The 24,133-nt window shown below is 31.2% G+C and carries 8 protein-coding genes, 1 tRNA gene, 3 rRNA genes and 2 pseudogenes; all 14 read left to right on the top strand.

What is annotated here, in order from left to right; all coding sequences use genetic code 11:
• Window positions 1–536 precede the first annotated feature (536 nt).
• The 14 genes and pseudogenes from JJC02_04940 to addA all read left to right on the top strand — a co-directional run bounded on the left by JJC02_04940 (window position 537) and on the right by addA (window position 24,133).
• Window positions 537–2,159 carry a cellulose biosynthesis cyclic di-GMP-binding regulatory protein BcsB gene (locus JJC02_04940; GenBank protein ID UDN55530.1) on the top strand — a complete coding sequence of 541 codons (1,623 nt, stop codon included), beginning with the start codon at window positions 537–539 and terminating at the stop codon, window positions 2,157–2,159.
• Window positions 2,160–2,195: 36 nt separating this feature from the next.
• Window positions 2,196–2,516, top strand: a pseudogene (locus JJC02_04945) (hydrolase).
• A gap of 81 nt (window positions 2,517–2,597) precedes the next feature.
• A pseudogene (locus JJC02_04950) lies at window positions 2,598–2,981 on the top strand (UDP-N-acetylglucosamine 2-epimerase).
• Between the two features lie 109 nt (window positions 2,982–3,090).
• Entirely contained in the window at window positions 3,091–4,065 is a 975-nt protein-coding gene (locus JJC02_04955) for a glucosaminidase domain-containing protein (protein UDN55531.1), read from the top strand.
• A 240-nt stretch (window positions 4,066–4,305) separates the two neighbouring features.
• Window positions 4,306–5,808: ribosomal RNA gene (locus JJC02_04960) — 16S ribosomal RNA — on the top strand.
• Between the two features lie 284 nt (window positions 5,809–6,092).
• Window positions 6,093–8,989: ribosomal RNA gene (locus tag JJC02_04965) — 23S ribosomal RNA — on the top strand.
• Between the two features lie 91 nt (window positions 8,990–9,080).
• Window positions 9,081–9,154, top strand: a tRNA-Gly gene (locus tag JJC02_04970).
• An 8-nt stretch (window positions 9,155–9,162) separates the two neighbouring features.
• Window positions 9,163–9,279, top strand: a 5S ribosomal RNA gene (rrf, locus tag JJC02_04975).
• Together the 16S, 23S and 5S rRNA genes with 1 tRNA gene alongside form the textbook arrangement of a ribosomal RNA operon.
• Before the next feature lie 248 nt (window positions 9,280–9,527).
• Window positions 9,528–11,546: an N-acetylmuramoyl-L-alanine amidase gene (locus tag JJC02_04980; protein ID UDN55532.1), complete on the top strand. Its 2,019-nt coding sequence runs from the start codon at window positions 9,528–9,530 to the stop codon at window positions 11,544–11,546.
• Between the two features lie 241 nt (window positions 11,547–11,787).
• The gene (locus tag JJC02_04985) at window positions 11,788–13,701 is read left to right on the top strand and encodes a hypothetical protein (protein ID UDN55533.1); all 1,914 of its coding nucleotides are present in this window, start codon (window positions 11,788–11,790) and stop codon (window positions 13,699–13,701) included.
• Entirely contained in the window at window positions 13,694–15,931 is a 2,238-nt protein-coding gene (locus JJC02_04990; GenBank protein UDN55534.1) for an ATP-dependent helicase, read from the top strand. The genes JJC02_04985 and JJC02_04990 overlap by 8 nt, the downstream gene beginning before the upstream one ends.
• 90 nt (window positions 15,932–16,021) lie before the next feature.
• Window positions 16,022–16,852, top strand: coding sequence for a PD-(D/E)XK nuclease family protein (locus JJC02_04995; protein UDN55535.1), 831 nt, complete (start codon window positions 16,022–16,024; stop codon window positions 16,850–16,852).
• Window positions 16,842–20,309, top strand: coding sequence for a helicase-exonuclease AddAB subunit AddB (gene addB / locus JJC02_05000; protein ID UDN55536.1), 3,468 nt, complete (start codon window positions 16,842–16,844; stop codon window positions 20,307–20,309). The genes JJC02_04995 and addB overlap by 11 nt, the downstream gene beginning before the upstream one ends.
• Complete coding sequence (gene addA / locus JJC02_05005; protein UDN55537.1) at window positions 20,309–24,133, top strand: helicase-exonuclease AddAB subunit AddA; 3,825 nt, start codon at window positions 20,309–20,311, stop codon at window positions 24,131–24,133. Before addB ends, addA begins: the two co-directional genes overlap by 1 nt.

Consider the following 24,133-nt stretch of genomic DNA (forward strand, 5'->3'; position numbering starts at 1 on the left):
ATTTGTATAATGACTTTAATAATAATTAGAAAAAATGGGCAATTTAATAGAATAATTGGAGGTGTAAATTTATAAAAAATGAATAGGATAAATAAAAAAATAGATTTATTAATATTGACTTTGCTTATTTTTATATTTTTAATTGTTGGAATAGTAATACTATCGATTAGGACAGAAAATAAATTGAATGTGTTTATAATGTTAACAATAATTTTTTTCATAATAATGTTAACTTATTTATCAAATTCAGTAGTGGGATTGATAACAAGTTCAATAATTATATTTATGTATACATACTATATTTTATATAACAATATTACTCACAATATGGATGTTGAATTTATATCATATATGTGAATAATAGCAATACCAATATCTTCAATTATAATGGGTAATTTATGTATTTTACATACTCCCAATTTTGGTTGCTTGTAGCTATAAAAGGAATGATAGAGTATATAAAAGATATAATTTTAAAAGAGAAGTTAAATGGTATAAAACAGAAAGATTTTGATTCATGTACAGGAGGAATTAACATGAAAAAATTTATTATATCAATTATATCTTTAGTATTGTTTTTTTCAAATGTATTACTTATAGACGAAGTAAAGGCTGATGAGACTAAAGTTAAAAATTATAAATTTGAAAGAGACATCACTATTGATGGCGTTATAGGAAGTAATAGTACTTTTTTTGAGGTAAATAAAAATTGGGATATTGAAGAAGTTTTATTACATCTTAATTTTAGCAAGAGTCAAATATTAAATGGAGATGTTTCAAGTTTAACTGTTTCAATAAATGAATATCCATATCCATATGCAGAAATTGAAAATAATCTTAAATTAGATACAACTATGGTAGTACCAGATAATATGACTAGAGGAGAGTCTACAGCTGTATTCAATTTAGCCTCAGAATTTGGAAAAATAACAAAAAATGATAGTTTAAAGTTAGATGTTAAATTATATTCAGAAATGAAAAATTGGTCAGATGATAATATTATATATATTGGTAAACCTGAAAATACAGCAGAAGAAATCTTGGATATTTTAAGTACAAAGGAACAAACTCTATTATCTTCAAACTGTCTAATCAAGCAGGTAGATTCACCATACAATAATAAGAAGAAGATGATGTTGGTAATTGGTAGTAATGAAGAAGATTTAATAAAGGCATCAAATTTATTAATAGAAAAGAGACTTTCTAATCAAGTTCTATCATCATCAATACTTGTAAACAAAGACACCAATATAAAAATCAATGGGGAACAAGAACTAAATTTAGGTCATTTAACATTAAAGGACTTGGGATATTCGGATTTTTTGTTGGAAGGAGAATTTAATCAACAAGCTTTATTCGATATCAAAATACCAAAGGGTAAGGTACTAGATAATGGTTCAAAGATTGTCTTGAATTTAAGATATTCTGACAATTTAGACTTTGAAAAATCTTTAGTTACAGTAAAAGAAAATGAATCTTTGTCTTTTGAAAGTTATCCATATCCATTTGTTAGAGATGATGAGTTTAATGATTTAACTGTGATAATGCCAGACTATTCAGGTTCACAAGCTATGACTTGGATGTCTAGACTAGGTGCTAATTTAGGTGCAAATATAAATTCACATAATGGAAAGATAAATGTAATTAGAGGAAAAGAGTTTAATGACAAGTATGAGGATACCAATATTATAGTTTTTGGAGTGCCACATAATAGCTCTGTTATAAAGAAGTTAAATAATAATTTAAATATAAAGTTCAATAAAAATTACTCTAACTTTTTACCAAATGATAAAATAAGCTTTATTGATGATTATGGAAAAAATATTTCTGCGATTCAATTGATAAAATCACCTTATAATAATCAAAAAAATATCATGGTAATTAGTTCAATAAATGAAAAAAACTTATATTTGGGAATGGATTATTTGTTGAATAAAAGTAAAGCTAATGATTTAAAAGGAGATACATTGACAATTGATGAATATGGAGAGGTAGAAGATTTAGCTTATAATGTAAGAGCTAAGAAAGAAGTGAAAGATTCAAACTGGAATATCAGTATAAATAAGACAACCAAAGTATTTTTAATGATTTCTTTTATTACTATAATTGTAGCTATAATATTGTCAATGTTATATATAAAAAAGTACAAAAGAAGATAATGTGATAAATTTATTATTTTAAAAGAGGTATATAATTTGAAGAAATATATAAACGAATTTAAATTAAAAAGAAATATTTTAATCTCAGTAATGGTTTTAATTTTTATATTTATAATTTACTTTATAAGTATTGAGTTAAAAGATAGAAGTCTAATAGATAATCAATATAAGGGTAAGATTAAATCGGCCAATTTATCTGTAGATTATGAAATAAATCAAGTTATGAAGGATATAGATAAATTAGGATTGAATACAGTAAATGTACCTATAATTATAAATGTAGATGCCATTAATTCTGATATTATGTCAATAGATAATAATAGTAAAGAGAAAGCAATTAAGCTAATAAAAAAATTAATAGGAGAGATATAAATGAATGATGTCAAGGTTATGACTGTATTTGGGACTAGACCTGAAGCTATCAAAGTAGCTCCTTTAATAGCTGATGAAGTATTTGGGAAATCTCCTAAAAGAATTCATATTATAGAACCTTTAGAAGTAGTTGATTTTCATAATTTTTTAAATAAATCTTATATGATAATGACTGATAGTGGGGGAATACAGGAAGAAGCTCCGTCGTTAGGTAAACCAGTTCTTGTGTTGCGTGATAAAACAGAAAGAACAGAAGGGATTGAAGCAAAGACGCTTAAATTAGTAGGTACTAATGAAAAAAGAATATATAATTCAGTGAGTAATTTATTGATAAATAAAGTCAATTATGTTCAGATGAGTAAAGCATCTAATCCATATGGGGATGGAAGAGTAAGTAAATATATAGTAGATATAATAATGAAAAAATTTAACTCTAAATATTTAAATTAAGTTTTGTCTGTTTAATTTGAAATTTATATTAGATAGAAATTAAAATGTTAACCACTTGATATTAACATTTATGATAATATAAGGAATACAATTTTTAAGGGGGAATAATATGGCTAGAAAATTAATAAAAAATTTAGGTAAAAGTAAAAGTGTAAAGAGAGTAAAGCTTTTATTTAAAAAGGTTTTTATTACTGTATTCATAGTAGCAAGTATAGTTGCTATTTTTAATATAACAAAATATTTTGAAGAATTATACAAAGTAAGAGATTTAAAAAGTACTAAAATTGAATACTATATGGATGTAGCTGATGAAGCAGGGGATGGAAAAGTCCAATTAAGTTGGAAGGCCTTACTTGCTATAGATATGGTAATTCATGATGAAGATTTAAGCAATATAAAAAAGAAAGATACATTGGATATAGGGGAAAAGTTTATAGGTGAAGATAAAAATGATAAGGGAGAAAAAGTGTATAAGGTAAAAAAGTTTAATAAGGTATTAAGTGAATTGAGATTTGACTCTTCCCAAAAAAGTAGAGCAAGAAAATATATGAAGGATTTAGAGTACACATATCTTGGAGATAAACAATTAAATAGTAGTGATGAAAAAATTAAATTTATAAAGAAATTAGAAGACTCGGCTATAAGAGAATATATTGATTATGGAATATTACCATCTATAACAATTGGACAAGCTATATTAGAGTCTGGATGGGGAAATTCTAAACTTACAAAACAGAGTAATAATTTATTTGGTATAAAAGCAGATAAAGCATGGAAAGGAAAAAGCGTGGAAATTTCAACTTCAGAGCATTATAATGAAAAAGTTGTAGCGAGTTTTAGGTCGTATAATTCACTACAGGATTCGGTCAAAGACCATAGTTTGTTTTTGGTCAATAATAAAAGATATAGAAAACATGGATTGTTTGAGGCGAAAGATTATATTAGTCAAGCTCAGGCATTAGAAAATGCAGGATATAGTACAGCAGAAGATAAAAAAGGAAATCGCATATATTCAGAACTATTAATAGAAGTTATTAGAAGTTATAATTTACAACTAATAGACAATAAAGTGGAGACAAAATAATTGTTAATTTTATATGAAGATATAGCAAGAAAAGATTATTTTCTACAAAAGAATAGAAAAATTGTAAAAAAAACTAAAAAAATGTATTGACTTGTTATTTAAAAGGTGATATTATTATTACTGTACTCGAAAGAGAACAAAATGAACTTTGAAAATTAAACAGTAGGTTAATTTATAAACAAGAAACAAACCATAAAGCCAGATATTTTGATAACAATAGTATCTGAGCCTGATAAACTTTTATTTGAGAGTTTGATCCTGGCTCAGGATGAACGCTGGCGGCGTGCCTAACACATGCAAGTTGAGCGATTTACTTAGGTAAAGAGCGGCGGACGGGTGAGTAACGCGTGGGTAACCTACCCTGTACACACGGATAACATACCGAAAGGTATGCTAATACGGGATAATATATTTGAGAGGCATCTCTTGAATATCAAAGGTCAGCCAGTACAGGATGGACCCGCGTCTGATTAGTTAGTTGGTAAGGTAACGGCTTACCAAGGCGACGATCAGTAGCCGACCTGAGAGGGTGATCGGCCACATTGGAACTGAGACACGGTCCAAACTCCTACGGGAGGCAGCAGTGGGGAATATTGCACAATGGGCGAAAGCCTGATGCAGCAACGCCGCGTGAGTGATGAAGGCCTTCGGGTCGTAAAACTCTGTCCTCAAGGAAGATAATGACGGTACTTGAGGAGGAAGCCCCGGCTAACTACGTGCCAGCAGCCGCGGTAATACGTAGGGGGCTAGCGTTATCCGGATTTACTGGGCGTAAAGGGTGCGTAGGCGGTCTTTCAAGTCAGGAGTGAAAGGCTACGGCTCAACCGTAGTAAGCTCTTGAAACTGGGAGACTTGAGTGCAGGAGAGGAGAGTGGAATTCCTAGTGTAGCGGTGAAATGCGTAGATATTAGGAGGAACACCAGTTGCGAAGGCGGCTCTCTGGACTGTAACTGACGCTGAGGCACGAAAGCGTGGGGAGCAAACAGGATTAGATACCCTGGTAGTCCACGCTGTAAACGATGAGTACTAGGTGTCGGGGGTTACCCCCTTCGGTGCCGCAGCTAACGCATTAAGTACTCCGCCTGGGAAGTACGCTCGCAAGAGTGAAACTCAAAGGAATTGACGGGGACCCGCACAAGTAGCGGAGCATGTGGTTTAATTCGAAGCAACGCGAAGAACCTTACCTAAGCTTGACATCCCAATGACATCTCCTTAATCGGAGAGTTCCCTTCGGGGACATTGGTGACAGGTGGTGCATGGTTGTCGTCAGCTCGTGTCGTGAGATGTTGGGTTAAGTCCCGCAACGAGCGCAACCCTTGTCTTTAGTTGCCATCATTAAGTTGGGCACTCTAGAGAGACTGCCAGGGATAACCTGGAGGAAGGTGGGGATGACGTCAAATCATCATGCCCCTTATGCTTAGGGCTACACACGTGCTACAATGGGTAGTACAGAGGGTTGCCAAGCCGTAAGGTGGAGCTAATCCCTTAAAGCTACTCTCAGTTCGGATTGTAGGCTGAAACTCGCCTACATGAAGCTGGAGTTACTAGTAATCGCAGATCAGAATGCTGCGGTGAATGCGTTCCCGGGTCTTGTACACACCGCCCGTCACACCACGGGAGTTGGAGACGCCCGAAGCCGATTATCTAACCTTTTGGAAGAAGTCGTCGAAGGTGGAATCAATAACTGGGGTGAAGTCGTAACAAGGTAGCCGTATCGGAAGGTGCGGCTGGATCACCTCCTTTCTAAGGAGAATTACCTACTGTTTAATTTTGAGGGTTCGTTTTTACGAATACTCATTGTTAGCACTTTAAGCAACGGAATTTATTCGTTGGCGCTGTGCGTTAGCACTTTAAGTAACGGAATAATCTGAGTGTATACGAAGGTTGTTCGTTGACGCTGTGCGTTAGCACTTTGAAAACTGCATATATATTTTTAGTGATATGACATCTAATTTGTAATATATAAAGCTGATAACTTTTTAAAATTATCAAGTTGATAGACTTTAATCTATCAAACCTTTTTAACTGGTCAAGTTATTAAGGGTGCAGGGCGGATGCCTTGGCACTAGGAGCCGATGAAGGACGTGATAAGCTGCGATAAGCTTCGGGGAGTTGCACGTAAACTTTGATCCGAAGATTTCCGAATGAGGAAACTCACTTAGAGTAATGTCTAAGTATCATTAAGTGAATACATAGCTTAATGAGGGGAACTCAGGGAACTGAAACATCTAAGTACCTGAAGGAAGAGAAAGAAATTCGATTCCGTAAGTAGCGGCGAGCGAACGCGGATTAGCCCAAACCAATAAAGTTTTCTTTATTGGGGTTGCGGACATATCATAACGAAGAGGTATCGTAATTGAAGAGGTTTGGAAAGACCCACCACAGAAGGTAATAGTCCTGTATGTTAAACGAGAAGACTTCAGATATGATCCAGAGTACCACGGGACACGTGAAACCCTGTGGGAAGCAGGAGGGACCACCCTCCAAGGCTAAATACTACCTAGTGACCGATAGCGTATAGTACCGTGAGGGAAAGGTGAAAAGAACCCCGGGAGGGGAGTGAAATAGAACCTGAAACCCTGCACTTACAAGCTGTGGAAGCACATTTCTTGTGTGACCGCGTACTTTTTGTAGAACGGGCCAACGAGTTACGTTAAGTAGCAAGGTTAAGCACTTAAGGTGTGGAGCCGTAGCGAAAGCGAGTTTTAACTGAGCGTTCAGTTACTTGACGTAGACCCGAAACCGGGCGACCTACCCATGAGCAGGATGAAGCGAAAGTAAAATTTCGTGGAGGTCCGAACCCACGAGCGTTGAAAAGCTCGGGGATGACTTGTGGGTAGCGGTGAAATTCCAATCGAGCCCGGAGATAGCTGGTTCTCCCCGAAATAGCTTTAGGGCTAGCCTCAAGGTGAGAGATACGGAGGTAGAGCACTGAATGTCCTAGGGGGTATTGCACCTACCGAAGACTATCAAACTCCGAATGCCGTCATCTTATACTTGGGAGTCAGACTGTGGGTGATAAGATTCATAGTCGAAAGGGCAACAGCCCAGATCGTCAGCTAAGGTCCCTAAATGTAAGTTAAGTGGTAAAGGATGTGGGATTGCACAGACAACCAGGATGTTGGCTTAGAAGCAGCCACTCATTCAAAGAGTGCGTAATAGCTCACTGGTCGAGTGATCCTGCGCCGAAGATTTCCGGGGCTAAAACTTACTACCGAAGCTACGGCATCATTATGATGGGTAGGGGAGCTTCCCATACGGGTTGAAGCATGACCGTAAGGACATGTGGACAGTATGGGAGTGAGAATGTTGGCATGAGTAGCGAGATGTGGGTGAGAATCCCACAGGCCGTAAACCCAAGGTTTCCAGGGGAAGGTTCGTCCGCCCTGGGTTAGTCGGGACCTAAGCTGAGGCCGAAAGGCGTAGGTGATGGACAACAGGTTGATATTCCTGTACTACCGATAACCGTTTGAGAGATGGGATGACACAGTAGGATAAGCTAAGCACACTGTTGGTTATGTGTGCCCAAGCATTGAGGCAGTCAGAGTAGGTAAATCCGCTTTGATAATGCTGGGATGTGATGGGGAGCGAAATTTAGTAGCGAAGTAGCTGATTTCACACTGTCAAGAAAAGTCTCTATCGAGGTTAAAGGTACCCGTACCGCAAACCGACACAGGTGGGTGAGGAGAGTATCCTAAGGCCAGCGAGAGAACTGTTGTTAAGGAACTCGGCAAAATGACCCCGTAACTTAGGGATAAGGGGTGCCACCATCCGGTGGCCGCAGAGAATAGGCCCAAGCGACTGTTTACCAAAAACATAGGTTTCTGCTAAGTCGCAAGACGATGTATAGGAGCTGACGCCTGCCCGGTGCTGGAAGGTTAAGGGGATCTGTTAGAGCAATCGAAGCAGTGAACTTAAGCCCCAGTAAACGGCGGCCGTAACTATAACGGTCCTAAGGTAGCGAAATTCCTTGTCGGGTAAGTTCCGACCCGCACGAAAGGCGTAACGATTTGGGCACTGTCTCAACAACAGACTCGGTGAAATTGTAATTCCGGTGAAGATGCCGGATACCTGCGACAGGACGGAAAGACCCCATGGAGCTTTACTGTAGCTTGACATTGGGTCTTGGTACTACATGTACAGGATAGGTGGGAGGCTTTGAAACCAGGACGCCAGTTTTGGCGGAGCCATCCTTGGGATACCACCCTTGTAGTACTGGGACTCTAACCATAGGCCATGAATCTGGTCTTGGGACACTGTCAGGTGGGCAGTTTGACTGGGGCGGTCGCCTCCCAAAAGGTAACGGAGGCGCTCAAAGGTTCTCTCAGTACGGTCGGAAATCGTACGTAGAGTGTAAAGGCAAAAGAGAGCTTGATTGCAAGACATACAGGTCGAGCAAGGATGAAAATCGGACTTAGTGATCCGGTGGTTCTGCGTGGAAGGGCCATCGCTCAACGGATAAAAGCTACCCTGGGGATAACAGGCTTATCTCCCCCAAGAGTCCACATCGACGGGGAGGTTTGGCACCTCGATGTCGGCTCATCACATCCTGGGGCTGTAGTAGGTCCCAAGGGTTGGGCTGTTCGCCCATTAAAGTGGTACGCGAGCTGGGTTCAGAACGTCGTGAGACAGTTCGGTCCCTATCCGTCGCAGGCGTAGGAAATTTGAGAAGACCTGTCCTTAGTACGAGAGGACCGGGATGGACGTACCTCTGGTGTACCAGTTGTCCTGCCAAGGGCATGGCTGGGTAGCTATGTACGGAATGGATAAGCGCTGAAAGCATCTAAGCGCGAAGCCAACTTCAAGATAAGATTTCCCACCGCAAGGGTAAGACCCCAGAAAGACTATCTGGTTGATAGGTCGAAGGTGTAAGTGCAGCAATGTATTTAGCTTATCGATACTAATAGGTCGAGGACTTGACCAATATTTATTTGATGTTCATTAATTAAGATATATATGTAGTTTTTAGAGTGCTAACTCTAAAAAGTTAGCTTTACTAATTTATAAAATTTAATGCGGGTGTAGCTCAATGGTAGAGTTCTGGCCTTCCAAGCCAGCTGTGAGGGTTCGATCCCCTTCACCCGCTCCAAAAGATTATGTGGTTACAATAGCAGAGAGGATACACCTGTTCCCATTCCGAACACAGAAGTTAAGCTCTCTAGCGCTGATGGTACTTGGTGGGAAACTGCCTGGGAGAGTAGGACGTAGCCACGTAATCTTTTTTTGTTGTATTAAATTTAATAAAAGTACAATTACTATATTTTTTTGTATTTTATAGATTTTTTTGGCAATAAATGATATAGTGGAAATAATTAAATATATTCAGTATATTTAATTTTTTTATTTTTTGTTTTGTAAGTTTATTTTTTATATACTTATTTATAATTTTAACTAGATACATTTTGACATATTAAAAATTAAAAAGACTAAATTAAAAATTTATGTTAAATAAGGAGATTGATATGAGAAGAAATACAAAATTATTAACAACAGGAATTCTTTCAATGGCGATTGTTGCACCTACAATGGCGTTTGCCACTGAATCTAATGCTATGGAAAATAGTGAAGATTTAAATATAAACTTGGAGAAAAAAAGTATAGTTTTAGGTAGTACATCAAAAGTTAGTGTCAAATTTAAAGAAAAACTAGATGCAGATAGCATTACATTAAAATATAAATGTTACGATATGCCATTAGATACAACTCTAAATTACAACCAATCAACTGGTTCATATGAAGGAACTATCAATTATAATAAAGACCCAGAATATCTAAATGTTTGGGAATTACAAGGGATAACAATAAATAGTGAAAATAATCCTAAAACTTTAAACAAACAAGACCTAGAAAAGATGGGATTAAATTTAAAAGATTACAATGTAACACAGGAATGTATAATTGAAGATATAACTTCAAGAAAAGATGTAAATAAGTATTTGAGAAAGACTTCTGCACCTATCACAGAACTTACAGGAAGTGATAGATATGAAACGGCAGTTAAAATAAGTAAAGAGGGTTGGAAAAATGGTTCAGATAAGGTAATTGTGATAAGTGGAGATGTAAGTATTGATGGTATTATATCAACTCCATTAGCAACTACATATAATGCACCAATACTTTTAGTTGAAAAAAATAATGTGCCTGTTAGTGTAAAATCAGAATTAAAGCGTCTAAACCCTAAAGATGTAATTATAGTTGGAAATGAGAATTCTATTTCTAAAACTACTGCCAATCAAATTAAATCGGTTGTAAACGCTAGTCAAACACGTCTAAGTGGCTCTAATAGATATGAGACATCTTTATTGATAGCAAAAGAAATAGATAAAAATCACGATGTAGATAAAGTATATATAACAAATGCTAATGGTGGAGAAGTAGATGCGCTTACTATAGCAGCAAAAGCAGGGCAAGACAAGCAACCAATTATATTGACTGACAAAAATAGTATTACAGAGAATACATACAAATGGTTGGAAAATGAGGATTTACAAAAGGCTTATTTTATAGGTGGTCCTCAAATGATATCAACAAATATTATAAATAAGGTAAATGACATAACTAAGGAGAGTGTTACTAATAATAGAGTATATGGAGCAGATAGACATGAAACAAATGCAAATGTCATAAAAAAATTCTATACAGAAGATGAATTAGAAGCCGTTTTAGTAGCTAAATCAGATGTACTTGTTGATGCTTTAGCAGCAGGTCCATTGGCAGCTAATTTAAAATCTCCAATACTTATAACACCAAAAACATATGTGTCTGCGTACCATAAAGATAATTTAGAAGCTAAATCAGCTAATAAAGTATACAAAATAGGAGGAGGACTGACTTCAAAGGTAATGAGTTCTATAGCATCATCATTATCTAAACACAATACGACTCCAACAGACCCAGAAACTAGTGGGGCTAAGACAGTTATGATTGACCCAGGGCATGGTGGTTCAGATACTGGAACAACAGGGAAACCATTAGGTGGTATTAAAGAAAAAGATTATACTTTAAATACTTCACTTGCAACGACTGAATATTTACGTTCAAAGGGAATCAATGTAATTATGACTAGAGACACAGACAAGACTTTATCACTTGGAAATAGAACTGCTTTGTCTAATTCCTTAAGACCAGATTTATTTACAAGTATACATTATAATGCGTCTGATACAACTGGAAATGGTGTAGAAGTATTTTATAAACTTAAAGATAAAGATGGGGGAACTACTAAGACTCTAGCTAGTAATATATTAAATAGAATTTTAGAAAAGTTCAATCTAAAGAATAGAGGTATAAAAACAAGAACGCTATCAACTGACCCTACAAAAGATTATTTGTATGTTTTAAGAACTAATGATATGCCAGCTGTACTTGTAGAATGTGCATTTTTAGATAATGAGAAAGATATGAGCTTGCTTAATACATCAGATAAAGTAAAAGATATGGGTACACAAATCGGTAAAGGAATAGAAGAATCGTTAAAGTAAATAAAAATATTTAAAATCTTAACGTAAATTTATTTTTGTAAATTAATGTTAAAGTTAAAAAATGAACTATAAGTGTATCAACAACAAAGACTATATATACATTGCTGCATATATGAATGTAAAGCTGTGTGTATATAGCTTTTTTTGTAATTAAATGCAATAATTTGATTGTACTTTGTAAAATACACATTATGATATAATTAGATAATATACACTTAATTTAATTGAGGAAGGTGATTATGTGGAATACTTATTTGAAAAAAGTAGTTTAAAAGAATATAGAAATGAATCTTTAGATAAATATAGAGAATTATTAGATAAAACTGAGAATAATTCAAGAAATATTCTTTTATTAGTACCAAACAATAATACAAAGATAAGGTATGAAAGGTCTTTAAAATTAGATTATAGTGAAGAATTAAAGATAACAACATATATAGGTTTTGTGAAAAAGGAATTATTAAAATATTGGCCACTTATAATAGAAAAGTGTGATGAAATAAATAAAAAAACTGTATCTCCAACTTTTATATCAAATAGTCTAAGTGAATATTTAATAGTGCAAAAAGTTAAGGAAAAAAGGGTACAAGAAGGCTATTTTGAAGATATTACAGGAACAAATAAATCAATAGCAAATAGTATAATGACAAATATAAATAAATCTGCATTTAATTTAGTTGACTTCGATTTTATTGGAGAAAAAATATATTCATCAAAGAAAAATAAAAATAGTATATATAGATTTTCATACACTCAAATGGATGAAATTGTATCATATTATATAAACTCATTACTATCAAATTCACTTTTAGATAATGCACTAAGTGTATATATGTACAATCAGTATTTACTTAATGATGATTTTTATATAAAGAATTTATTTAAAGAAGTTAGGTATATAATAGTGGATAGTCTTGAAAATTCAAGTAATGTAGAAGTTGATTTTATTACAAAAGCATTAAATAATGTACTAGAAAGTTATATGTATATTGATTATAGCAAAGATTATTCTGCATTTAATAATGTAGATATGGACTATATAAAGGAAAAGATAATATCAAAACTTAAAACTGAAGAAGAAGATATTAATAAGAAGAATATTGGAATAGAAGATTTATACTTATTACCTGCAACTATAGAATTAAATCAATCAAGCCAATTATACAATGAAATGTTAGATTTAATAAGTAAAAAAATCATATCTCTCATAGAAGATGGTACATCTCCAAGAGATATAGCGATTATATCTCCTATAAACAATACTATATTGGAGCATCAAATTAGAGATTCTTTGATAGAAAAAAATATAGATGTTTTTAATACTAAGAAAGATAAAAAAGCTGTAGATTATCCATATGGAAATGCATTAGTAGTGGCTACATGTATATTCTATGGGTATTTAGATTTTATAAAAGATGATGAGTATTTAAGCTTTTTAGAAACTCTTTTAGATATAAATAGGATAAAAGCATTTAAGATTTTCAATGAAACAAGACATTTAAGTATTGATAATATGGGTGAACATAGTCAGTATCGTGATATTTTACAGTATATTGAAGAAAAAAAGAAGAGTGACATAAAAATACATGAATTTTTAATTCAGTTTTATATAGATAAGATGCTAAGTTTAAAAGAAGGTAAAAAGAATGTTGGGTTATGTAAAAAGATAATAGCTGAAAGTGAATCTTTTAGTGAAAGTATAAGTTTACTTGGTATGAGAAAAGAAAAGATATTTATAGAAGCTTTGAAGACTACGATAAACGATTATTACTCTGTCGTTGATATAGAAGAGTTAAAATCCAAAGACAAAGTAGTAATAACCACTCCTTATTCATATATATCATCAAATATAGATAGAAGTATACAAATATGGGTGGATATAGGAAGTAATGCTTGGAATATGAAAATAGAAAAGGATATAAGCAATTTAATTGTACTTAGAAAATCTTTTGAGGAAAAAAAGATTTATACAAATGAAATGGAAGAATACTATAAGAAATATTATCTATACAATACAGTGTATAATTTGCTATTAAGTGCAAAGAAAATCTATGCGTATAAAAGTGAGTATACGATTAATGGCTATATCCAAGAAAGTATGTTATATAGTATACTTTTAAAAATCTCACATAAAGGAGATAAAAATTATGATTAATATAAATTATAGAGAAGACCAGATACCAATCATAAATTATGATAATGGTACTATGGCAGTACCAGCAGTGCCAGGCGCTGGAAAAACATTTATAATAACAAATTTAGTAGCTAAATTATTACTTGAACAGAAACATAAGGGCGGTAAAATATTAGTTCTTACATATATGAATAGTGCTGTAAACAATTTTAAAGGTAGAATAAGAAAGATTCTTGAAGAGAATAAAATAGATGACACTAGTTCATATGAAGTAATGACTATACACAGTTTGGCTGTAAAAATAATAAAGGAAAAACCAGAAGTTGTAATGTTAAGTGAGGATTTTAATATAGCTGATGATTTACAAAAAAATATTATATTAAATGAATGTATAAGTAGATTTAGATTTGAAGGTGGAGAAAGAGCTTTTAGATGGTTTTTAAAGGAACAAAAAGATGAGCGTTGGAAAGAAATAACTCTCGAAGCTTGGGAAAGAGGTTTTTTTGAATTTGCAGGAAATGCAATAAGTGAGCTTAAGTATAAGGGAATTTCTCCAGATAAACTTGAAGAAATATTGGCAAGAGGACACAAAGGAATGCTTAAAATTATTCTCCCAATATATAAATTATATGATAGAAAGTTAAAGCAAAATGGATTATTAGACTATGATGACATATTAATTTTAGCAGAAAAAACTTTAAGCTTAGATGAAGGGCTTAGAAAGAAGTTTCAAACCAGATACAAATACATCTTTGAAGATGAATGTCAGGATTCAAATGAAATTCAAGGTAATATAATAAAAATTATATCTAGTGAAAATAAAAATTTAGTTAGAGTTGGAGATATAAATCAAAGTATAACAGGAACATTTTCATCATCAGACCCTAGATTTTTTAAAGAGTTTATAAATAATGCAGATTTCTGTTATAGGATGGATATGTCAAATCGAAGTTCAAAAGATATACTTGATTTAGCAAATATCCTTGTGGAATATGTTACAAAGGAATTTAGACAGGAAGAATGCAGACATGCCCTTGAAGATATGCAAATAAAAACTGTACCAAATGGAATGGGATATAAAGAAAATCCTAATCCAGAGCATTACAACATAAACGTAAAGTGGTATGAGAGTTGGAAAAATGAAATAGAGCAAACTGCTAAATATGTTAAAGGTATAAAAAACAAATACCCAGATAAAAGTATAGGTATATTAGTTCCATTTAATGAGCAAGTTACACAAGTTGCTAAAGAACTTAGGGAGTATAATCTAGCCTTTGAAGAATTAGGGCCAAATTCTTTGAGTAAGAGGAAGGTTATAAACAATATAGCATTTATTATTGATTTTATGTTACATTGTGATGATATAGAAAAGTTAATAATTGTACTTGAGAAGGTTTTTATAAATACTGATAATGAAGAAGAGTTAAAGAATTTTTTAGAAAAATTAAGAAACTATTCTACAGAAGAAATTATCTACAATTTTGAATTTAGTAAGTTAGATAATGATTTAATAGAAGGAAATGAAGAAAGTGATATATATTTAAGCTTCAAAAGAGGAATAGATATTATAAAATATATATTAGAATATCCAATAATAAGGTTAGACCTTTTAGTTTTGTTTATTGGAAAAAAACTTAATTTAGAAAAAGAAGATAAGGCTGTACTTGATTATATATCTTTTTATATAAAGTATCTAGTATCAGAAAATATAAATATGGATTTAGAAGATGTATATAATTTATTGTTTGATGTAAAAAATAAGGTATTCAATCACATAATAGATGTAGTATATGAGATAAATGGATATGAGCCAGAGCCTGGGAGTATAACACTATGTAATTACCATAAATCAAAGGGGATGGAGTGGGATTGCGTATTTTTATTAGGTCTTATTGAATATAATTTCCCTGACAATATCAATCAAAAATTTCAGAGTGATAAATGGTATCTAAAAGAAAAATATAAAAATCCTATGGCAATTATTAAATCAGAAATTGAAGCTATATTAAAAGGAAGTATTTCAACTGATTATGCTTATAAAACAAAGATTGATTCTATAAATGAAAAGATTAGACTTTTATATGTAGGAATCACTAGAGCAAAGGAGATGTTAATACTTTCAGGAAGTGCTTATAGAGATGAAAATGATATAGGAAACAAGAGAAAAGAGCAAAAACCATGTATATATTTAGGCAGATTGAACCGTCATATTACTGAAAAGAGGTTAAATATATATAAAGAATTTAATTAATGCGATGTTTAATATATTGTTGAAAATAGGATAGAACAGTATATGCAGTAAATAGTTATTAAAAATAAAGTTAAGAGAGAAGTGATATGAGTGAATGATAGATTAAAATATTTTTCTTACAGTCAAAATTCAATCAACACATATAAATCATGTCCATTGAAATTTAAATATAAATATATTGATAGAATAAATTGGAAAAGTGATGATACTGATAATAGAGAATATTACGAAAGTTTAAAAACTGGAAGAGATTTTCATTTAATTTGTGAAAGATATTTTAGCAATATACCTCTTGGAATCTATTTTAATGAGGGTGATAAAAAGGGTAAAAAATTTTTAAAGTGGATTGAAAATATAAAAAAAATTGTTCCTATTGAAGAAGAAAAAATATATCTACCAGAATATGAAGTAAGGATGACTTTAAATGGAGATACAATACAAGCAAAGTATGATTTAGTTGTAATTGGAAAAAAAAGTATAGAGATATGGGATTGGAAAACTGAGTCTAAAAAGATTGACTATAAAAATGTAGAAAATAGAATACAAACAATTGTTTATATGTTTTTAGCAAAAGAAGTAATACCGAAAGTTTTAAAAATAGACGTAAATGTTAAAGATATAAATATGAGATATTATCAGCCTGAATTTGATGATTTACCAATTACCATTTTATATAATGCACAAAAACATGAAGCAAATAAAAGTAAAATTCAAAACTATATAAGCATGATAAAGAATACTAATTATGAGGAACATACATACGAAGACAATCTATACAATGATATAGAAAAGGTATATAATAAAGAAGAACGTATGTGCTATAGAAATAAAAAGCATTGCGAGTATTGTGAATTTAATAAGTTATGTAATGGTAAAGAAATAGATTATAGTATTTTGGAGGCGGAAATTTATGGGACTTAGGTTTATATTAGGTAGAAGTGGAAGTGGAAAATCCACCTATATGTTAGATGAGATTAAAAAAGAAGCTCAAAAAAATGAAACGACATCAATTATACTTTTAGTTCCAGAACAGTACACATTTGAGGCTGAAAATAGGGTAAGTAAACTATTTTTAGGAAAAGAAAAGGATAAGTATTTGAGAGTTAGGGTGCTTAGTTTTAAAACACTGAGTAATATAGTTTTTTCTCAAGCAGGAGGATTGACAGATATAAATATAAATTCTAGTGGAAAAGCAATGATGGTATATAGGGCTATTGAAGATGTAAGTGAAGAATTAAATGTATTTTCAAAATCAAAATCGCAATCTGGTTTTGTAAGCTCAATTACAGATATGATATCAGAAATGAAACAGTATAATATAAGCCCTGAGATGTTAGAAAATATATCTGGTGAGATAGATAATGAAACTTTAAGTTTAAAATTAAAAGATATAAGTAAAATATATAACTCTTTTGAAGGGAAATTGCATGAAAATTATGTAGACGCTCAAGATATGTTAACTTCATTGGCAAATAAAATTGAATTAAGCAGTTATTTAGATGGAGCTTGTATTTATATAGATGAATTTACAGGTTTTACACCAAATCAGTACAATGTCTTAAATAGTATATTAAGTAAATGTAAAAGTGTTAATATTTCTTTGACTGTAGATGATGTTAACTATATTGGGTATAGTAAAGCTGATGTATTTTCTAGAACGAAATTTACTTATTCAAAATTGACTCAATTGTGCAACGAAGAAGGAATAAAAATACTGCCACAAGTAAATTTAAATACAGGTGTTATAAAAAGATTTGAAGAAGTTAAGGAACTACAGCACCTAGAAAGATTTTATAATGCTTATCCATATAAGATATATTCAAATCCAACTGAAAATATAAAGATAAAAGAGTTTAATAACTTATATTCAGAGGTAGAAGAAATAGCCAGAGAAATTATACATTTAGTTAGAGATAAGAATGTCAGATATAGAGATATAACTATTGCTACAAGAGATTTAAATAGATATGATTTTTTAGTACACTCTATATTTAATGAATATAATATACCAAACTTTATAGATAAGAAGAGAGAGGCAAAAAGTAATCCAATAGTTATTTTAATTATTTCAGCTTTAGAAATGAAGAATAGACGATATGGGTATGAAACTATGTTTAGGTATTTAAAAAGTGGGCTTATAGGAATTGATAACGATGATATAAATTTACTAGAAAATTATGTGTTGGCTAATGGGATTAAGGGTAAGAAATGGTTTGATGAAAAATGGGATTATAGAATAACACAAAGTCTTTCAAGTGAAGAAAGTGAATTTGAACTTGAATTAAAAGCTAAAATAAATGAAATAAAAAATAGAGTATTAGAGCCTATAGTAACTTTACAAGAAAAATTAAAAGGAAAAAATAGAGTAAAAGAAATCTGTAGGTATATATATGAATTTTTATTAGATATAAATATGCCGGAAACTATAGAAAGTTTAATAGTAAATTTTAAGGATAAAGGGGAACTTGATGTTGCAAACCAGTACTCACAAGTTTGGGACATAGTAGTGGACATCTTAGACCAAATGGTAGAACTTATGGGGAATGAAATAATTTCTTTAGAAAAATTTATAAAATTAATAACTTTAGGTTTTGATGAGTACGAATTAGGATTAGTTCCTCCTAGTATAGACCAGGTACTTGTAAGTAGTGTGGATAGAATGAAAAATCCAGATACCAAATATTTATACCTAATTGGAACTACTGATGGTGTATTTCCTCTGATTACAAAGGACAGCGGAATATTGAGTGATAATGATAGGGAAAGTCTTGGAAGCAAAGGAATCGAAGTAGATATTGATAGTAAGACTAGAAGCTTTGAAGAACAGTTTCTTGTATATAAAGCTCTTACTTCGACATCTAAGAATTTAATCATAACATATCCAATATCGGACCATGAGGGTAAAACACTTAGACCATCAATAATTATATCAAGGCTTAAGAAGATATTTCCAAATATAGAAAATAAAAGTTATTTAGTAGAAGAAAATAAGAGCACTGATGAAGATATACTTAAAAAAATAACAGTTAAATCACCTACATTTAATGAACTTATAAGTGTAATAAAAAATTATGACAATGATAGTTACAATAAAGAAGATATTAATAGTATTTGGTTAGATATATATAGATACTACCTAAAGGATGAAATGTATAGTTCTATAACAAAAAAAGTTATAAAAGGTCTTAGTTATACTAATCAAGTTCATAAGATTGAAGAGAAAAAAATAAGGTCATTGTATAAAAGTAATTCTCTTAGTATATCTAGGCTTGAAAAATATGCTGAATGTCCATTTGCTTATTTTATACAATATGGTCTAAAAGCAAGAAAACGTAAAGAGTATTCATTTACACCACCAGATTTAGGAACTTTTATTCACAATATTTTAGATAGGTTTTCAAAAGAACTTTCACAAGATAATTTATCTTGGAGAGATATTGATGAAAAATATATAGAATCAAAGATAGGTATAATAGTTGACGAAATAATTTTAAAGATACCAGGATATATATTAAACAGTTCCGAGAGGTATAAATATCTTGCATATAGATTAAAGAATATGTTGACAACTGCTATAACTATAATTAGCCAGCAAATAAAACAAGGCTCATTTGAACCAATAGACTATGAAGTTAAATTTGGAAACAACGGAAAATATCCTCCTATAAAAATAGTATTGGAAAATGGACAAGAAGTAAATTTGGTTGGACAAATAGATAGAGTTGATGAATTTGAAGAAGGAGAAAATAAATATATAAGAATAGTAGATTATAAGTCAGGCAATAAATCCATAAGTTTAACAGAAATATATTATGGTCTACAGTTACAATTACTTGTGTATTTAGATGCAATCCTTGAAAGCGTAAAAGGTGAAGATATAAATATAAATCCAGCTGCAATACTATATTGTAGAATAAATAATCCAATAGCAAAATTTAACGAAGATAAAGATGATGAAGAAATACAAGAAGCAATATTAAAAGAACTTAGAATGAAGGGGCTTGTAGTAAAAGACTCTCACATAATAAAAGAGATGGATAAATCATTAATAGATGGAGAAAGAAAAAACTCTTTAGTAATACCAGTAGGTCTTACTAAGGATGGAAATGTAGGTAAAAGTACTTCAGCAATAACCTATGAAGACTTTAAATTACTTAGAAAATATGTAAAGCACGCTATAAAGGATTTATGTGAAGAAATGTTAAGTGGAGAAATACGTATAGCTCCATATAAACATAAAGATGGGACATCATGTGACTTTTGTGATTACTCTGCTATATGCCAATTTGATTCAACTATGAAAGACAATAAATATAAAAATTTAAATAATAAGAGTAATGAAGAGATAATAAAGATGATGAAAGGAGATGTTAATTAATGAGTTCTCCTAAATGGACAAAAGAGCAACTAGAGGTCATAGAAAGTAGAGAATGCAACCTTTTGGTTGCAGCTGCTGCTGGTTCAGGGAAAACAGCAGTGCTAGTTGAGCGTATAATTCAAATGATAACGAGTAGAGAAAATCCAATTGATATAGATAAGTTATTGGTCGTTACATTTACTAATGCCGCTGCATCAGAGATGAGAGAGAGAATAGGGGATGCTATAGGAAAAGCCTTAGATGAAAATCCAGAAAATAAACATTTACAAAATCAACTTGTTTTATTAAATAAATCTAGTATTACAACAATACACTCATTCTGTTTGGATGTTATAAAATCAAACTTTCATAGAATAAACTTAGACCCTAATTTCAGAATAGGAGACCAAACTGAATGTGCTATTTTGAAACAAGAAGCAATAGAGGAAGTATTTGAAGCTTTATATGAAGAAAGAGATGAGGGATTTTTAAATTTAGTTGAAAGTTATGCGGAAAGAGGAGGAGATAAAGAAGTACAAGATATTATCTTAGGAATATATTCATTTGCAATGGCTTCTCCTGAACCAAAAAAATGGTTGATTGATTCAGCAGAAAGGTTTAATATTGACGAAAATTTTGATTTTTCACAGTCTATTTGGGCTAGAGCTATACTGGATACTGTAAAAATAGAAATTAATGGTCTTTGTCTAAACATGGAAAAGGCATTAAAAGAAGTGGAATCAATAGAAGAATTAGAAACTTTTACAGAAAAGTTAGCTGTTGAGTATAAAAAAATAGTCGATATTTCACAAGCTTGTAATAAATCTTGGAATGAGACATATAAAAATATGGCAAGTATGTCCTTTGAAAATTATGCAAAAGGAGTAAAAAGAATTCCAAAAGATGCTCCTTCGTATATAAAAGAATCAAAGGAAAAGGCAAAAACTATAAGAGATAAGACTAAGAAATCTTTAGAAAGTATAGTAAATGCTACATTCAATAAAGATAATGACTCTATTAGAGAAGAAATAAAATATCTTTATAATATAGTTAAGCCCATATCTAATATTGTACTGAGATTTGAAGAGGAATATAGTAATAAGAAAAGAGAAAAAGGAATAATAGATTTTAATGATATAGAGCATTTTGCCTTAAATATACTCACAAATGTAGATGAAAAAGGTAATATTGTACCTTCTGATATAGCAGTGGGATATAGAAACAAGTTTTATGAAATATTTATAGATGAATATCAAGATAGTAATCTAGTGCAGGAAGTACTGCTTAAAGCTGTGGCTAATACAGAAATTCCAAATAGATTTATGGTTGGTGATGTAAAGCAGAGTATATATAGATTTAGACAAGCAAAGCCAGAATTATTTTTAAAAAAATATAATAACTATAATGATAAAAAGGGAAGTTCCCATAGAAAAATAATGCTTTATAAAAACTTTAGAAGTAGAGAAGAAGTTGTAGATGCTGTAAATTATATATTTGAAAATATAATGAATGAGAATATAGGAGAAATTGAATATACAGAAAAAGAAAGGCTCAATTTAGGTGCAGATTTTAAGATGGATACAGACGAGAAATCTATTGTTGGTGGAGCAACAGAAATACACCTAATACAAAAAGATAATAAACCTGAAGATGATATTATAAATGATAAAGATGATAGTGCTAATAATGAAGAAGATGAACTAGAAGAAGAAAAATTAGATAATATACAACTTGAGGCTAGAATGGTTGGAAAGATTATCAAAGATTTAATGAAAGTTAATGAAGATGGAAAAATTCAAAAGGTTTATGATAAGGGAATAGATGCATATAGACCTGTAGAATTTAGAGATATAGTTATTCTTTTAAGAGCTACATCTGCATGGGCTCCAGTGTTTGCAGATGAGTTGATGAATATGGACATACCGACGTACGCTGATGTTGGAGTGGGATATTTTGATACAATTGAAATAAAAACAATATTGTCATTACTTCAGATAATAGATAATCCAATGCAAGATATACCTCTTATATCTGTATTAAAATCGCCTATATTTGGATTTACACCAGAGGATTTGATTGATATTAGAATTCAGAGTAAAAATAAAACTTTTTATGAGGTTTTACAAAGTACATCAGAGTACGACGAGTTTACAGATTCTCAAAATGAAAATGGGTCTGAGTTTATACCAAGTAAAGAGTGCATAAATAAAAGTAAAGATTTTTTAATTAAGTTAAAGGAATTTAAAGAAAAATCAATGTACATGAGTACAGATGAATTTATATGGTATTTGTACACAAGAACTGGATATTATGCTTATGTCGGAGCATTGCCAGGTGGAAGTCAAAGACAAGCTAATTTAAAAGTATTGTTTGAGAGAGCAAAACAATTTGAAGAGACTAGTTTTAAAGGAATATTCAACTTTGTAAATTTTATAGAGAAGTTAAAGAAATCTAGTTCTGATATGGGAAGTGCAAAAACACTTGGTGAAAATGCAAATGTTGTTAGAATAATGAGTATTCATAAAAGTAAAGGACTAGAATTTCCAGTAGTTATATGTTCTGCAATGGGTAAAAATTTCAATACCCAAGATTTTAAAAAAAGTATTTTATATCATCACAATTTAGGGTATGGACCTCAGTTTGTAGATTATGAGAGAAGAATTTCTTTTCCAAGTATAGCCAAAGAAGCATTAAAAAGCAAAATAAATATAGAAAATTTATCAGAAGAGATGAGAGTTTTATACGTTGCATTTACAAGAGCTAAAGAAAAATTGATTATAACAGGTTCTACTAGAAATATACAAGATAGTATAAAGAGATGGTCAAATGGAATTGAAAGTTTAAATACAATATCGCAATATGAGATATTAAAAGGTAAAAATTTTTTAGATTGGATAATGCCTTGTGTATTAAAACATAAAGATTTATCTAACTTATTAGAAGAAGTAGGATTAGATGCAGTTTTTAGTGTTGACCATAATTCAAAATGGTATGGAAAACTATGGAATAAGAACGACATTTTAGTAGAAAAGAAGAATGATGAAGAAAGAGAAAGTGTTGAAGAAATTCTTGAAAAAATAGATGTAGATAGTCCTGACAGTGATTATTACAATGAAATAGAAGCAAAATTAAACTACATGTATCCATATGAATTTAGCACAAAAAAACCTGCTACTATATCTGTTACAGAAATAAAAAAGATACAAAATAATTATGAGGAAGAGTTAATAAATACTATATTTGAACAAAAAGTAATATTAAAAAAACCTCTATTCATTCAAAATGAAGAAGAAAGAGAAAAAATAAATGGAGCAGAAAGAGGTACAATAGTCCATTTAGTTATGGAGGTTTTAGACTTAAAAAAAGTGAGTAGTGTAAATGATATAAAATCACAAATAAAAGGTTTTGTTTCAAAAGGTATAATAACAGAAAAGCAAGCTAGTATAGTAAATCCATATAAAATATATAAGTTTTTTGCCTCTAGCATAGGAAAAAGAATGTTGAATGCTGAACTTATAAATAGAGAAAAATCAATTTATGCACAAGTGAATTTGAAAGACATCTATGTTTATGAAAAACTTATAAAAAATGATGATAAAAAACTTTATGATAAAGAAAGTGTCATGTTAAGAGGTATAGTTGATGCTTATTTTGAAGAAGATAATCAAATAGTTTTGGTAGATTATAAAACAGACTTTGTAAATGAAGAAAATATAAATCAAATAATAGAGAAATATAAAAAACAGTTGGATTTATATGCAGATGTTATTGAAACTTTAACTGGGAAGTCAGTGAAAGAGAAATGTATATATTTATTTGGAGTTGACGAGGCTGTTTGTTATTAG

The organism is Clostridioides sp. ES-S-0054-01, from assembly GCA_021561035.1.
Lineage (GTDB): Bacteria > Bacillota > Clostridia > Peptostreptococcales > Peptostreptococcaceae > Clostridioides.

Excerpts from the sequence above, each read along its gene's own strand:
- JJC02_04940 (UDN55530.1), top strand. The coding sequence starts at position 537 with ATGAAAAAATTTATTATATCAATTATATCTTTAGTATTGTTTTTTTCA.
- JJC02_04955 (UDN55531.1), top strand. The coding sequence starts at position 3,091 with ATGGCTAGAAAATTAATAAAAAATTTAGGTAAAAGTAAAAGTGTAAAG.
- JJC02_04980 (UDN55532.1), top strand. The coding sequence starts at position 9,528 with ATGAGAAGAAATACAAAATTATTAACAACAGGAATTCTTTCAATGGCG.
- JJC02_04990 (UDN55534.1), top strand. The coding sequence starts at position 13,694 with ATGATTAATATAAATTATAGAGAAGACCAGATACCAATCATAAATTAT.
- addB (UDN55536.1), top strand. The coding sequence starts at position 16,842 with ATGGGACTTAGGTTTATATTAGGTAGAAGTGGAAGTGGAAAATCCACC.
- addA (UDN55537.1), top strand. The coding sequence starts at position 20,309 with ATGAGTTCTCCTAAATGGACAAAAGAGCAACTAGAGGTCATAGAAAGT.